Annotated in this window: 13 protein-coding genes; 6 read left to right on the forward strand and 7 right to left on the reverse strand. The window is 40.0% G+C overall.

The genetic code is table 11. The features are described from left to right. Positions 1–86: 86 nt before the first annotated feature. The 3 genes from pgl to pgi all read right to left on the reverse strand — a co-directional run bounded on the left by pgl (position 87) and on the right by pgi (position 4,220). On the reverse strand, positions 87–797 hold the full coding sequence (pgl, locus tag PVK79_RS16260) for a 6-phosphogluconolactonase (RefSeq protein WP_145240981.1): 711 nt from the start codon (positions 795–797) through the stop codon (positions 87–89). A gap of 2 nt (positions 798–799) precedes the next feature. Next, complete coding sequence (gene zwf / locus PVK79_RS16265) at positions 800–2,272, reverse strand: glucose-6-phosphate dehydrogenase (protein WP_145240983.1); 1,473 nt, start codon at positions 2,270–2,272, stop codon at positions 800–802. 301 nt (positions 2,273–2,573) lie between these two features. After that, entirely contained in the window at positions 2,574–4,220 is a 1,647-nt protein-coding gene (gene pgi / locus PVK79_RS16270) for a glucose-6-phosphate isomerase (protein ID WP_257326188.1), read from the reverse strand. A gap of 349 nt (positions 4,221–4,569) precedes the next feature. Between pgi and PVK79_RS16275 the strand changes: the two genes are divergently transcribed. Beyond that, the gene (locus PVK79_RS16275) at positions 4,570–5,598 is read left to right on the forward strand and encodes a LacI family DNA-binding transcriptional regulator (protein ID WP_145240987.1); all 1,029 of its coding nucleotides are present in this window, start codon (positions 4,570–4,572) and stop codon (positions 5,596–5,598) included. Positions 5,599–5,679: 81 nt separating this feature from the next. Here the strand turns inward: PVK79_RS16275 and PVK79_RS16280 are convergent, their stop codons facing one another. The 3 genes from PVK79_RS16280 to PVK79_RS16290 form a co-directional block, all read right to left on the reverse strand. Further along, entirely contained in the window at positions 5,680–7,929 is a 2,250-nt protein-coding gene (locus PVK79_RS16280) for an aminotransferase class V-fold PLP-dependent enzyme (protein ID WP_257326189.1), read from the reverse strand. Positions 7,930–8,107: 178 nt separating this feature from the next. After that, positions 8,108–9,181, reverse strand: coding sequence for an AI-2E family transporter (locus tag PVK79_RS16285; RefSeq protein ID WP_257326190.1), 1,074 nt, complete (start codon positions 9,179–9,181; stop codon positions 8,108–8,110). Next, entirely contained in the window at positions 9,174–9,392 is a 219-nt protein-coding gene (locus tag PVK79_RS16290) for a hypothetical protein (RefSeq protein WP_145240993.1), read from the reverse strand. Before PVK79_RS16290 ends, PVK79_RS16285 begins: the two co-directional genes overlap by 8 nt. Positions 9,393–9,528: 136 nt before the next feature. Here PVK79_RS16290 and PVK79_RS16295 point away from each other — a divergent pair, with 136 nt between their 5' ends. From PVK79_RS16295 to PVK79_RS16315, 5 genes are read left to right on the forward strand one after another with little or no spacing between them, the layout of a single operon-like run. After that, positions 9,529–10,194: a hypothetical protein gene (locus tag PVK79_RS16295; protein WP_145240995.1), complete on the forward strand. Its 666-nt coding sequence runs from the start codon at positions 9,529–9,531 to the stop codon at positions 10,192–10,194. Position 10,195: 1 nt separating this feature from the next. After that, positions 10,196–11,656: a beta-barrel assembly-enhancing protease gene (gene bepA, locus PVK79_RS16300; protein WP_145240997.1), complete on the forward strand. Its 1,461-nt coding sequence runs from the start codon at positions 10,196–10,198 to the stop codon at positions 11,654–11,656. A 54-nt stretch (positions 11,657–11,710) separates the two neighbouring features. Further along, positions 11,711–12,058 (forward strand): arsenate reductase (glutaredoxin), encoded by a 348-nt coding sequence (gene arsC / locus PVK79_RS16305; RefSeq protein WP_145240999.1) that lies wholly within the window; start codon positions 11,711–11,713, stop codon positions 12,056–12,058. Continuing rightward, complete coding sequence (gene wrbA / locus PVK79_RS16310) at positions 12,058–12,612, forward strand: NAD(P)H:quinone oxidoreductase (protein ID WP_182734934.1); 555 nt, start codon at positions 12,058–12,060, stop codon at positions 12,610–12,612. The genes arsC and wrbA overlap by 1 nt, the downstream gene beginning before the upstream one ends. Continuing rightward, on the forward strand, positions 12,609–13,073 hold the full coding sequence (locus PVK79_RS16315; RefSeq protein ID WP_145241003.1) for a DUF2069 domain-containing protein: 465 nt from the start codon (positions 12,609–12,611) through the stop codon (positions 13,071–13,073). The genes wrbA and PVK79_RS16315 overlap by 4 nt, the downstream gene beginning before the upstream one ends. A gap of 131 nt (positions 13,074–13,204) precedes the next feature. Here PVK79_RS16315 and PVK79_RS16320 read toward each other — a convergent pair whose 3' ends face one another. After that, complete coding sequence (locus PVK79_RS16320) at positions 13,205–14,542, reverse strand: ankyrin repeat domain-containing protein (protein ID WP_145241005.1); 1,338 nt, start codon at positions 14,540–14,542, stop codon at positions 13,205–13,207. Positions 14,543–14,548: the final 6 nt, after the last annotated feature.

Raw genomic sequence — 14,548 nt, forward strand, 5'->3', positions numbered from 1 at the left:
GCAAGTGCGATACAGATAAATTTAGAAGAGAAACAAAAATGCAGGCTTTATAGCCTGCATTTTAAAGTTTGGGTCGATTGGGGTCGTTACGGAGCCCAATAAACTTCAATATTTATTGTTGGGTGATTTAAAACTGCACGTAGTGGCATGTCGTTTTCATCTCCACCGGCTTTTGCTGCTTTATATACAGCAAGCTTTTCTTCTCCACTGATCAGTAACTTAACTACTTTAGACTGCGCAATCGCTGCTAAAGTTAACGTCATACGTTCGGTAATATTCCCTGTTACTTCACTTTCAATAGCATTAATTGCACATACCAATTGTGATGTTTCAAGCCCTTGCTGTAAACCGCCCGCATGTGGAAATAATGAAGCGGTATGACCATCCGGTCCCATGCCTAATATAGTAACATCAAATGGACGTTTCAGTTGTTGGTACGCAGCTTCACATTCTGCACTACCCTGTTGCGCAGTCTCGGCATTATTTTTCATAGTAATGAAGTTAGCTGCCGCGCCATGATTTTGTAATAACGTGCTCTTAATAAACGCTTCATTACTTTTTTCATGTGCTACATCAACCCAACGTTCATCAACCATAGCAACATCTATCTTTGCCCAATCTAATGCTAGATTAGATAAGTGCTTATAAGCGGGTGCAGGTGATGAGCCACCTGATACCATCAGCACGGCACGGCCATCAGCTTCAATACCGCTGACTAAACTTTGTTCAAGTGTTGTAGATAACTCAGCGGTTAATGCATCTTTTGAATCAAAAAATTTCTCTACGATGGTTGCCATTGTTATGCCTTATCGCCAGTGTTAAACCAAACATGGTTATTTTCAGCTAATAGTTCATCAGCATCATCAGGCCCCCAGCTACCAGCACGGTATAAAGCAGGCTTACCTTTTTCTTGCCAGCGCTCGATAATTGGGTCAATCCATTTCCAAGCTTGACGTACTTCATCACGGTGAATAAACAGGGATGGATTATTTGCAGCCGCATCTAACATCAAGCGCTTGTAAGCATCTGAATGGAAACCATTGCTATAAGCTTGCGATAGCTCAATGTTCATGGTTACCGGCTCTAATTGCATCTCTAAATTATCAAGACGCTTTGACATCAAGGTTAATTGAATTGTCTCTTCAGGCTGAAGGCGGATAACCAAACGGTTTGGTTCAATATTGCCAACATTATCACCGTAAACATTGTGTGATACTTTTTTGTATTCAACGACAATTTCGGCACAACGTTTTGCCATACGTTTACCTGTACGAAGGTAAAATGGCACGCCCGCCCAACGCCAGTTATCAATATGAGCACGAATAGCAACAAATGTTTCTGTTTTACTTGAACCTTCATTTAACTCTTCTAAGTAACCTGGGACAATTTTGCCATCCAAATCACCGGGTACATATTGACCACGAATGATGTTGTCATCTACATCCGTTGCAACAAGTGGGCGCAATGATTCTAATACTTTCAGCTTTTCGGTGCGAATGCTGTTTGCATTAAGTTTATTTGGTGACTCCATCGCGACTAAACATAACAATTGTAATAAATGGTTTTGCACCATGTCACGTAAAGCGCCGGCTTTATCATAAAAACCAGCACGGCTTTCAAGGCCAACAGTTTCAGATAAACTGATTTGAATATTATCGATTGATTTAGCATCCCACATATTTTCAAATAATGAATTTGAAAAACGCAGTGCCATTAAGTTTTGTACCGTTTCTTTACCTAAGTAATGATCAATACGGAAGATTTGCTCTTCGCTAAAATATTCAGCAATTTTTGCATTGATCTCTTCTGCTGAATTACCGCAATAACCAATTGGTTTTTCAACAACGACACGTGATGTAGCAGTGATCAGACCTTTGCTAGACAGTATTTCACAGCAGCTACCATATACCGCAGGTGGAAGTGATAAATAGAACACCCGAGATTTGTCTGCATCGTGCTCATCTAGTATTGTTTTTAATTTATCCCAATCATCGTCTGCTTCGGTTACATTCGTGACTACTGGCACCAAGCACGCTGAAAAAGCTTTCCAATCTTTGGCATTAAACTCACCTTTACCTAAAAATTCTTTTAGTGCTTGATGAGCTGTTTCTATGTATTCCGCACGTTTACTTTCTTCACGAACCGTCGGTAAAATACGCGAACCTTGTGGAAGGTTGCCTTCTTGATATGCGCGATACATTGCAGGTAATAATTTGCGTAATGCAAGATCACCACCGCCCCCAAAAATTACAATATCAAAAGGATTTAGCATAATTTACTCTCTACGTTTGCTATGCCCCGTTGTCGACTATCCACTATTGATAGTGCGGGCATACATTCTTGTTGTTTAGTTGATGTCAGCTTTTTGGCATCGTACTCGAGAAAAAGCCTGTTGAATTCGCTTGTTTTATCGCTGAATATTGGTTCAGCTGTATTCATTTCAAACTGGTAATTAAATGAGTCTTAGGGGCTCTGTATATCCTCTCACAAATATACAGGCCCTAAGAACTCCAGCGCTACCCGTTCAAAGGTATTTGGTTGCACAGCACAATTGATTGTGCTGTGCGAATTTTTTACTGCTCTCGACGTTGTTTATAATAGCTCATTAAGCCATTTGTCGAACTATCATGTGGATGGTTTATATTATCATCCAGTAACTCAGCTTCAATTTTTGAGGCTAAGCCTTTACCAAGTTCAACACCCCATTGATCGAAAGAACAGATCTCTAAAATGATGCCTTGGCAGAAAATTTTATGCTCATATAAGGCAATTAAGCGACCCACCGTTTTTGCATCAACCGTATCTAACAGCATTGATGTTGTAGGACGGTTACCACGATGGATTTTATGATCAATTAGCGCGGCTATTTCAGCCTCTGATTTACCTTTTGCGGTTAAATCAGCGCGAACTTGCTCTGCATCAACCCCCATCATCATCGCTTCTGTTTGTGCAAAAAAGTTCGATAATAAAATGTCGTGATGCTGACCAATATTAACCTGAGGTTTAATAGAGGCAATAAAATCAGCCGGTACAATCACATTGCCTTGGTGCAAACACTGATAAAAAGCATGTTGACCATTAATGCCGGTCATACCCCAAATAATTGGCACTGTAGTATACGGTACGGTATTACCCGCAAAATTAACGTGCTTACCATTACTTTCCATTTCACCTTGCTGCAAATAAGCTGGCAACATGTGTAATGCTTGATCGTAAGGTAAAATAACCTGTGAGTCGAAACCTAAAAAGCTGGTATTCCATACGCTCAACAAAGCCATTAACAATGGTACATTTTCTGCAAATTCGGCCGTTTTAAAGTGTTCATCAACTTCAAAAGCGCCTTCAAGAATCGCTTCAAATGCATCAAAGCCTAAATACAATGCAATTGGTAAGCCTATCGCACTCCATAATGAAAAGCGACCACCTACCCAATCCCACATTGTGAATACGTTTTCATCAGCAATACCAAACGCTGCCGTTTTTTCTAAATTAGTGCTCACTGCTACAAAGTGCTTAGCAATGGCTTGCTTGTCATCGGCTGACTCTAAAAACCATGCAACGGCGGTTTTTGCATTGGTCATGGTTTCAGATGTAGTAAAGGTTTTTGACGAAATCACAAACAAAGTTGTTTCAGGATCGATGTCTTTCAATACTGACGCAATTTGTACGCCATCAACATTTGAAACGTAATGTACTTTTAATGAGTCATCTGCATAGCTTTTTAGTGCTTCCGTGGCCATTTGTGGGCCTAAGTTTGAACCACCAACACCAATGCTCACAACATCTTTCACGGCTTTACCGGTATAACCGAACCATTTCCCGCTACGTACTTTTTCAACGAACAACTTAATTTTTTGTAATTCAGCGTTAACCACCGAACTTACATTCTCGCCATCTACAACTAATGATGATGCACTACGGTTACGAAGTGCAGTATGAAGCACGGCTCTATCTTCGGTGATATTAATTTTTTCACCGCTGAACATTTTATCTCGCCAGTTAGCGATATCGCACTCTTGTGCTAAAGACAGTAACTGTGTCATCACACTGTTATCAATCAATTGTTTTGAATAATCAAATAAAACACCTGGGATCTGAGTCGAAAATTGCTCGAATCGCGTGCTGTCATTGGCAAATAAATCTTTAAGATGAACTTCCTTCATCTTATTTGCACTTATTTTTAATGCTTGCCAACTAGCTAACTGTGAACGACAACTCATTTTTAACATCCCCTTAAACTTGCAACAAACTGATTTATAACTATCTTTATATTAATAAAGTGAACTGATAGCGTATTAACTTACAAAGAAAATTAACGATAAGTTAGAATGACAACGCTGTCAACAAGCTACTTTTATATTTTACAATCGAGATAATAACGCACTTTTACTCATTTGACACCGGTATCATAAAAATTATCTCAATTATTTTACTGCTAATTTTACTGAACATTAGATACACTAACTGGTCTTGATGAAGAAATAATGAATAACACGTTTGTTAAGTCTACTTAGGTGTATTCTTATCAGGACCATGACAACACTAAAACAATAACCTAAAAGTAACTCTATGAAAGTAACTATAAATGATGTAGCGAGGCTCGCCGGGGTTTCGATGAAAACGGTTTCACGGGTAATAAATAAAGAACCATCTGTTCGTAAAAAAACTTACGATACAGTCATGGATGCTGTAAAAGAGCTGAACTATCAGCCAAATCTTGCAGCACGAAACCTAGCTGGTACGTCATCATTTACGGTAGGCTTAGTTTATGACAATCCTAATGCGTATTATGTGATTGATATGCAAAATGGTGTGCTTTCTCGCTGTAAAGACGAAGGCTATGAATTGGTGATCCATCCATGCACTTATACAGATGCAAACATGAAAGATGAATTTATCACCATGATAAAGCGCTCTCGCTTAGCTGGGCTTGTGCTTACACCGCCATTATCAGAGCAAAGTAGCATCACCAATTTACTCGATGAGTTAAATATTCATTACGTTAGGGTGTTATCTGGGCGACCATCAGATGATGATCAAGACACCTGTATCTATGTTAACGATTATAAAGCCGCGTATGAGATCACCACTCACCTTTTAACTCATGGACATGAAAATATTGGCTTTATCTGTGGCGATAAAGAACATAAATCGACGTCTGAACGCCTTGAAGGTTATAAAGCAGCGCTGGCAGATCATCATAAAGAATTTGATAAACGCTTTATTTACGATGGTAAATATTCGTTTGAGTCGGGTGTTGAAGGTGCAAAGCATTTGTTAGCAGAGAATAACACCTTGGCTATTACTGCTATATTAGGTGGCAATGATGAAATGGCCGCTGGCGCTCTATTTGCGTCACGCTTAATGGGTATTGCCATTCCTGAACAGTTATCTATTACTGGCTTTGAGGATTCTCCTTTCTCCCGTCAGACATGGCCAAAGTTAACTACCGCTCATCAAGCAAACGATGTTATCTCTCAACATGCAGCACGGTTATTATTTACCAAAACTCGCGGTGCTCGTAACCAAGATAAAGACATCATCACATCATTTACACCGTCAATTGTGATCCGTGAAAGTTCAGGTCCTAAACAGTAGCTACAGCCTTCACTGATAATAAATAAGGCGCTATAAGCGCCTTATTTATTATCAGTCAATTGCCAGTCTTCTGCCCTGTTATTATAACAGTGCCATTCCACCGCTGAGATTATACACGTCAGTAAAGCCAAGCTGAGATAAGTTAGTTGCCGCTTGTTTTGAACGATTACCACTGCGACAAAGTAAAATATACTTACCCTGTGGGCTCAATTGCCTGTCCACTAATGCATTTGCCATTCTACTTAGCGGAATATTCATCACTCGCGCGGGGCTAACTGCAAATAACTGAGGAATATTGTTTGCCCCATGTTCATATGGTTCACGGGTATCAATTAAATATACATCGCTTGCAGTTAACATATCTTTTGCTTGCACGGCGTTCAGTTCGTAAGCTCTACTGTATTTTAAACTGTCAGCATAACCACACAAAGTTGCAAATTTACATAAATTATCTTCATCGCTGCGCTGCTTGTTGTTAGCAAATTCAGTATCACTTAGTTCATTGTTCAATAATGCATGCAATAACGGCGTTTGCTGCTGTTGAACTTGCCAATTAATAGCAAAACATTGCTGGTAGTCATGACCAGAACAAATAACTGTCGACTCTGCTAAGCATGTTGATAGTTGACGTAATGAGTGTGCCATAGCTAACGCATCCCCACCGTCAATTGCAGTATTACCAAGCCCAGCAGGCAGCAGCAAATCACCGCAAAAGCAAAATAGCACTTGTTGAGAGTTGTTACACCGCAATAAATAACTAACACTATCTTGGCTGTGCCCGGGTGTTGCTAAGCGCTCAATGGTGCATTCAGGTAATGCAATACTCGTTTGCTGCACTGGCCACCCCAATTCATGCTCGTCTTGCAAACTGAATTTTAAGGCCTGAGCCAACAATGTAGTCGCACAGCATCGCTCTTGATGGGCATGTGTGTCTAAAATGGCTGCTACCGTTAAATTTTGTGTGTGTACTATTTTTTCAAGCCGCGGGATAAGCTCAATAATTGGGTCAATGATCACTGCTTGTTTATCTTGACTGACATACAACCAACAACACGCACCTTGATGTCTAAATTGTGTTAACCCTAATGCACACGCTTCTTGCTGTGGTGATGACGAATCTGAAACCACCAAACAATTAGCTTGTAATATTGGTTTAAGTGAACGAATACGCGCACAGGCAGTGGTTATTTCAGCCTGTGTTGTCGCCGGTCCAAATGATAAACGTATTGCATTTTCACTACGCCAATCACTCACGCCCATGGCATCTAACACAAAACTACGATTTGCGCCTGAGCTACAGGCTGAGCCACCACTGATACGAATACCTGCCGCATCGAACAAATCCATCACTTCTTTACTACTGAGTTCATCAACAGCAAAATTTAACGTTGTTGGTACTGACAATGCAAAAGTATGATTAAAGGTTATATTACCAAAGGTATCTACTAAAGCCTGATGTAATTGTTCACGATAGCCGTTTAACACATCGGTTGATTTAAACGTATCGTTTGTTTTATCCAGCAATAAACAAAACAGTTTGTTAAGACCTGCGATACCTGGCAGGTTTTCAGTACCGGAGCGCATGCCACTTTCTTGACCACCACCGGCAATAAATGGCGTATAAGCACTGCCTTGACGAATATACAACACGCCTATACCTTTCGGCGCGTAAAGTTTATGGCCTGAAAATGGCGCGTAGTCAATCGTTGTATCACTAAGGGCCAATGCGGTTTTCCCTAGCGCTTGTACGCAATCCACCATCCACGCAACTTCCGTGTTATGTGCTCGTATTACCTTTTCAATCGCTTTTAAATCTTGATAAACACCGGTTTCATTGTTAACCGCCATGGTACAAATCATCAGTGCATCACCAGCGTGTTGAGCAATAAAATCTAAATCTAAAAGGCCATCACTCGATACCGGGATCGCAAGCACGGTTGCGTTTATACCCAATACGGCATTCCAATGTATTAATGTATTAGGTACTGCTTTATGTTCAGTAGCACCATACAGTAATACTGGATTTGGTTTAGCATGATCCTTAGCTGCTATGAGCGTAGACACGACAGCTGTTTGAATTCCTTCGGTAGCCCCAGAAGTGAATAAAATATCCCCCTGCTGTGCACCTATCACATCACGGGCTTTTTGACGTGTTTGCTCTAATAAGTGCTTAGCTTGAATACCGGTAATGTGTGAAGAAGAAGGGTTACCAAAGCAGATTTGCATAGTATGCGAAACAACCTCTGCAATACAAGGTAGCACTGGTGTTGTTGCGTTTGCATCAAGGTAAATTTGTGACGATGAGTCAGTAGGTAATATTAAATCAGACATTAAAAAACGCACCATATTACTAAAAGATATATCTTATAACCCATTCTACATAAAATTAATGGGCCGCGTAAGAATCAATTAGTCTCTCAGGTGCGTTTTCTATACCATTTGATACTATACCCAAAATACCTAAATCTTCAGGTGATTTAAGTATAAAGCTAATTAACCAAAGTTCGTGTTAGCTATGCTCAATCAGTTGTTCTTCTTGTTTCGTTGACCAAGCATTGAGTAAGGCTTTTACCAATGACGCTAGTGGAATTGCAAAAAACACGCCCCAAAAACCCCATAAGCCACCAAAAAACAGTACCGCAACAATAATAAATACCGGGTTCAGATCAACCGCTTCAGAAAATAGTAACGGCACCAGCACATTACCATCTAATGCTTGAATAGTGCCGTAGATGATCAGTATGGTCCAAAACTGGGTTTCTAAACCAAATTGAAATAATGCCACGGCCGCAACAGGTATGGTAACAAGTGCCGCACCCACAAAAGGGATCAATACTGATAAACCCACTAATACGCCCAATAGCGCTGCATAACGTAAATCAAAAATAGTGAACGCGATAAACGATACTGAGCCTACAATCAAAATTTCAAACACCTTACCACGAATATAATTCATGATTTGTTGGTTCATTTCGTGCCATACCTGCAGGATTAAGCGTCTTTGTTTTGGAACGAGTTTTTCTGCACTTCTGATCAACTCCAGCTTATCTTTGAGCATAAAGAACACCAGTAATGGTACTAAAATAAGATAGATCAACCACGCCACTACATCTTTTAATGATGTCAACGAGACCGACAATAGTACTTGGCCAAACTCAATTGCTTTGGCTTCAACGCTGCTGACCACTGATTGTACTTGCTCTGCATTAATCAAACTGGGGTATTGCTCAGGCAAGTGCAGTAGAAAAGATTTTCCCTGTTCTATCATGTGCGGGCTTTCTTGCACTAAATTACTTGCTTGCTGCCACAGTATTGGACCCATGCCGATCACTAAGGTCAGCATCAACCCTGAAAAAATTAACATCACAATAATAGTGGCAGTAAAGCGGTGTAAGCCAAAACGCTCTAAATGCGCAACTGGCCAATCAAGCAGATAAGCAATCACTAAAGCAATCAAAACAGGTACAATAAGTGCACCAAAGAAATAAAACATCGCCATTAAAGCGAGTAATAAAAACAATAGAGTTACTGAATGTGGATCTGAAAACTTCCTTTCGTACCAAATTTTTACATATTCAAACACGATTTAGCTCCACGATTAACAACCCACGTTGTTGATCTAATTTGTACGGATAATGATTTTTTAGCAAAAAGCGCTCCATATCTTGAGTTGGTTGATCCACTAATAATGTAAACTTTATCGGTTGCGCAGTTGCTAAAGCTTGGCGTAAAGTCAACTTAAACTGGATAAATTGCTGCGGACATTTGAATCCGCGCAAGTCTTGCTCTAGCATAACCAATTATCTGCCCTATAAAAATGAATAATAATACGGTCTTTGTCAGCGTTGTTAATAACAAATGTAACTTTTTCTTAAAACACGCATCGCAATAGTTTATCCTTATAGCATAGTTAGTAGTAAGGATAAGTTAATGTCTGGCACGCATAATAAAGCGCAATTACCGAGTAATCCAACTCTTAAAGAAATTAACTGGTATAAAAAACAAATAAACTGGGGCGAACTTCCGCCCTTCTATCACCTTGTCGCCTCATCAGTGAGCGAGTCAGAGGGGATATTAGAACATGGTTTTGATAATGCCGTAAAAAAAATAATTGATAGGCGCAATTGGAACCTCGATTTACTCGGAGGTCATGAAGACGCTCTTGGAGAGATATATTGTGAAAACAAGCCAAGAATTGCGCTGCACCAAGTATTTACCGACCGGGGCTTTGAATTATGGGCACTGCCTTATGCAAAAGACGTTACAATAGATAAATACGTAAAAGATAACCGCTTTATAGAGTTTAACGAGTGGGATCCAGTGTCAATGAAAAGTTTGATTCGGATTAATCAATTACATAAGTTTATTGGCTTTTACTTTGAGCGTGGTGACAAAGCAGATAAAGCACTTATTCTTCATGCGCACAAAGTAGTACATAAAATCATTAGTTTTTTACAACGAGAATTGAACGTTGTAAAGCTAGATGGGGTCACAATCAAAGAATTGTATCAATTGTGCGAACGAGATAGCAGAGCATGCAGTGATGAAATTGACATTGCTAAACTCATGCTAGGTGAAGATCATAACAAGGAATAAAATGCAGCTTAAATCAGCCTTTATTACATTACTCACTACACTTTTAACTTTTAGTGTGCTGGTAAGTGAGCCATTAAAGGCACAAACTAATTTTACATTACCCGATCTTGGTACTTCAGCATTGCAAGCTTTGCCTCTAGAAAAAGAGCAAGCAATCGGGAAAGTAATGATGATGCAAATTCGTGGATCATCACCGGTTGTTAATGATCCTGTGCTTGATGAGTATTTAACAACGATCGGCCACAAGCTGGTTGCTAATGCAAATGATGTTCGCTTTCCGTTTTCATTTTTTTGGATCAACAATCCGGAAATAAACGCATTTGCTTTTTATGGTGGCCATGTTGGGGTACACACCGGTTTAATTGCACAGTCCGATAACGAAAGTCAGTTTGCCTCAGTACTTGGTCACGAAATTGCCCACGTTACCCAGCGCCATCTTGCACGTCGCATGCAACAACAACAAGATAACAGCGCCCTCACTATTGCCGGTATGATTGCCGGTATTTTAGCATCAGTTGTGTCACCAGATGCCGGTATCGCGATTATCTCAGCTAGTCAAACACAAAGCGCATTTAGTCAACTCACTCACAGCCGTTCAGCTGAGCAAGAAGCCGACCGAATTGGTATGCAAACACTCAATAATGCAGGATTTGACCCATACGCATCCAGTGAATTCTTAACCAAACTTGCTGCGCAAATTCGTTATAAATACAAGCCACCGGCCTTTTTACTTACTCACCCATTACCTGAGAGCCGCGTGTCTGATGTGCGCTTGCGTGCACAGCAATTTGAAAAACGCCAACTTCCGGATAGCTTAGAATTTAATCTTGCCAAAAGCCGCGTGATTGCTCGCTACCACCAAACACCAGAAGCAGCTGAAAATTTCTTTAGAAAGCTCATACGTGAAAACAGTTTTTATAATAAAACAGCGCTTAATTATGGCTTGGGTATTAGTTTATTGGATCAAAAAAAGCTCGATGAAGCGGCGCCTATTTTAGACGAACTTTTAAAGTCTGATCCTAAAAATTTATTCTACATTGATACGCATACTGATCTACTGATAGCACAAAAAAAAGCCGCCGAGGCAGTAAAATTTTTAGCCGCATTGCATGAAAATCGTCCTAACAATCAAGTTATTACCTTAAACCTTGCCAATGCAGCACTTGAAGCTGAGCAATACGATGTTGCAGTGCAAATATTAAAATCATTTTTACTCGAAAAACCTGAACATAATTTAGGCATGCAACTTCTTGCAGATGCCTATAAAAAGCAAGATAACTTAGCCGCTTATCATGAAGCAAATGCCGACGTTCTTGCACAATACGGCGCCTACTTAAAAGCCGCTGACGAAGTACAAAAAGCACTCAACTTTGTAGAACCGCAAGAGCTAATTAAACAACAACGTCTCAAAGCATTGTTAACGCAATACCGACAAATGCAAAAAGAGCTCGCAAGGCTTTAAGTCTGGTGCTGCTTGCCCTAAAATAGCCTTACTTTATCTAATTGGATTGTTACTATGTCTGTTACTATTTTTCATAATCCACGTTGTTCAAAATCGCGTGAAACATTAGCTCTACTTGAACAAAAATCGATTCAGCCAGAGATAATCGAATACTTAAAAACTCCACTGAATCATGAGCAAATCAGCATTTTAGTTAAACAGTTAGGGTTTTCTTCAGTTCGTGAACTAATGCGCACTAAAGAAGATATTTACAAAGACCTAGACCTTAAAAATGAGCATGATGAAAACGTACTCATTGCAGCCATGGTTAGCAATCCAAAATTAATTGAGCGCCCTATTGTGGTAAATGACAATAAAGCCGCTCTGGGTCGCCCACCAGAAAACGTACTAAGCGTACTTTAATGAGCGTCACTATTGTTGTGTTGTATCATTCAAGTCACGGCTCTGTTGCAGCCATGGCACATGAGATTGCAGAGTCGATTGAATGCCAAGGCGGTACTGCAATGCTAAGAACCTTTGTAGCAAGAGAACCTCACGATATTGTGATCAGCAAAGATGACTTAATCCAGTGTGATGGGTTAGCATTTGGCACCCCTACTCGCTTTGGTATGATGGCCTCACAAGCCAAAGCTTTTTGGGAAACCACCAGCGACTTATGGTTAAAAGGGCAATTAATAGATAAACCAGCCTGTGTATTCTCATCATCAAGTAGCATGCATGGTGGCAATGAAGCAACGTTGCTTAATTTGTCACTGCCGTTATTACACCACGGTATGCTGTTAATGGGTGTGCCGTATGAAGTACCTGAGTTACTTGCCACACAAACCGGTGGCACTCCCTATGGTGCAAGCCATGTTGCTGGTGCACAAAATAGCGCGCAATTAAGTAAAGACGAAATTAAAATTTGCCAAAGCGTTGGCCAACGCTTAGTTAAAATTACGAGAAAATTACAATGACATCGCACAGCGATTTAAACCCACAACTGACGCCGAAAAAGGCTATCACTATCCGTTTTCAACGTATTGCAATAATTGGTTATATTGGCTTGTTACTGCTGATGCCACTTTGGTTGTTTTTATTAGAGCCTAGAGAAGGTCATAGCAATGGATTTATTTTTGTTGTGTATATTCTGCCGCTTTTACTGCCGCTAAAAGGCATCATTCAAGATAAACCTTATACGTATGCGTGGGCAAACTTTATCGTTATGTTTTATTTTATTCACGGTTTTACCCTACTGTGGGTCGCACAAGAACAACTAATATGGGTCGTTTTAGAGCTGCTGTTCGCCAGTATGATGTTTATTGGTTGTACTTATTATGCACGTCACCGCGGTCAAGAGCTGGGACTAAAAATTCAAAAACTAAAAGATGAGTTAGCAACAGAAAAAGCGGCTCATGAATTTAATAAAAAAGACTAAAGTTAATACCAAACGACTTAAATATTTAACCATTCTAGCGAGCTAAATGGTCAGTAACTTAACACGATTGGTATAACAACTAAAAAACGCGCTTAATTAGCGCGTTTTTGTCTACGGTGCATGCAAGAAGCTTAAACAACTTCACTTAACGTTGCCAATGCCACAATACTTGCTAAGCCTAGCTGCCCAACTAAACTGATCAATGAGCAACAACGCAGTACAAATAACCCCCATGGGTGTTTAATATGCGGGTATAAAGCGCAGCGCTTCAAACTCATTGCAAAAAAGAAGCAAACTATAGCTAATATAGTCAAGCAAAGCGTCAACTCACTTTTAATCGCAAGTGTATCATCAAAAAAGAAAAACAACTGTAGCGGCAACAATAAAGTCACGATGGCATGTAAGGCGTGAACTTTTTTGATCCGCGAAAATTGTCCATCCGGCGATAATTCTTTAATACCAAAATCACGCTCTAAGCATTTCACTAACTGACTGGCTTTAACACTCACTGCTAAACGATAACAACTTAAGCCATCACAGTTACGAACACGAAAGTCATAGCCAGACTTCAATAATAGCACCATCAAAGGTTCATTTTTTGCTAGTACCGCATAATGTAAAGCACTGTTACCAAGGGCATCACGTTGTTTTTTATCTTGTTTATCTAATAAGGTTTGTACTAAATTAACAAACCCTTTTTCAACTGCCCACATAAAGGCCGTTTTACCATTTTCATCCGCCAACGTGCCTGTTGCACCTTGCTCTATAAAACGCATCGCCATCGTTTGTTTAGCTGTGTCAAAACGCAAATGCGCCAACAGTGCTTGTTCTAATAGCACCACTGAGTCAACATCTGGTGATACTTGGGTCAATAAGGTGAAATAATCCTTTCCACCAGCAACTTTTTTCGCCGCTAATTCACTTAACGCATTAACGTCATCGATTGAGTCAGGTATAAAGGTGCTAAAACGTTCACGAAAATCAACTTCTTTCCACAGTGCCAAAGCATCTTCAGCACTCATTTTACTGCCCGCATTGAGCGCATACTCGATGATTGTAAAATAGCGTTTTGAGAATAACTGAGATAATAACGTAACGGGTGTTTCTATCGTTGTTTGTGACGCTACAGCTGCATATTTTTCAAGGCGTTGGCAAAGTAATAGCACTAAACTCTCTGGGCTATACTCGTTATCAAAATAGTAATCTTTAGCTGCCGAAATATACTGTTGAGCGGCTTCATCATATTCACAGATATGTTGGAAAAAACACTCTTCAAATGGCTCAAGGGGAGTTAACCAGGTTAAATAATAGATAGGCGGTAGCACAGTTGTACACACGCCATTGTCTTCTTCAGTCGAGCGACAAGCCGGCCATGCTTCTAAAGCGTCTAAAATAAATGCACCGTTTTGCTCAATAAGTCCTTTGACTAATAACGGGTATTCTTTAGGCCAAATAAGTACATTTTCCATTAAAAA

The sequence above is a fragment of the Pseudoalteromonas rhizosphaerae genome (assembly GCF_028885455.1).
GTDB classification, from domain to species: Bacteria; Pseudomonadota; Gammaproteobacteria; order Enterobacterales; family Alteromonadaceae; genus Pseudoalteromonas; species Pseudoalteromonas rhizosphaerae.

What these genes read in the sequence shown, in the direction of transcription:
- pgl (WP_145240981.1), bottom strand. Translation starts at nt 797, where the DNA reads ATGGCAACCATCGTAGAGAAATTTTTTGATTCAAAAGATGCATTAACC.
- zwf (WP_145240983.1), bottom strand. Translation starts at nt 2,272, where the DNA reads ATGCTAAATCCTTTTGATATTGTAATTTTTGGGGGCGGTGGTGATCTT.
- pgi (WP_257326188.1), bottom strand. Translation starts at nt 4,220, where the DNA reads ATGAGTTGTCGTTCACAGTTAGCTAGTTGGCAAGCATTAAAAATAAGT.
- PVK79_RS16275 (WP_145240987.1), top strand. Translation starts at nt 4,570, where the DNA reads ATGAAAGTAACTATAAATGATGTAGCGAGGCTCGCCGGGGTTTCGATG.
- PVK79_RS16280 (WP_257326189.1), bottom strand. Translation starts at nt 7,929, where the DNA reads ATGTCTGATTTAATATTACCTACTGACTCATCGTCACAAATTTACCTT.
- PVK79_RS16290 (WP_145240993.1), bottom strand. Translation starts at nt 9,392, where the DNA reads ATGCTAGAGCAAGACTTGCGCGGATTCAAATGTCCGCAGCAATTTATC.
- PVK79_RS16295 (WP_145240995.1), top strand. Translation starts at nt 9,529, where the DNA reads ATGTCTGGCACGCATAATAAAGCGCAATTACCGAGTAATCCAACTCTT.
- bepA (WP_145240997.1), top strand. Translation starts at nt 10,196, where the DNA reads ATGCAGCTTAAATCAGCCTTTATTACATTACTCACTACACTTTTAACT.
- arsC (WP_145240999.1), top strand. Translation starts at nt 11,711, where the DNA reads ATGTCTGTTACTATTTTTCATAATCCACGTTGTTCAAAATCGCGTGAA.
- wrbA (WP_182734934.1), top strand. Translation starts at nt 12,058, where the DNA reads ATGAGCGTCACTATTGTTGTGTTGTATCATTCAAGTCACGGCTCTGTT.
- PVK79_RS16315 (WP_145241003.1), top strand. Translation starts at nt 12,609, where the DNA reads ATGACATCGCACAGCGATTTAAACCCACAACTGACGCCGAAAAAGGCT.
- PVK79_RS16320 (WP_145241005.1), bottom strand. Translation starts at nt 14,542, where the DNA reads ATGGAAAATGTACTTATTTGGCCTAAAGAATACCCGTTATTAGTCAAA.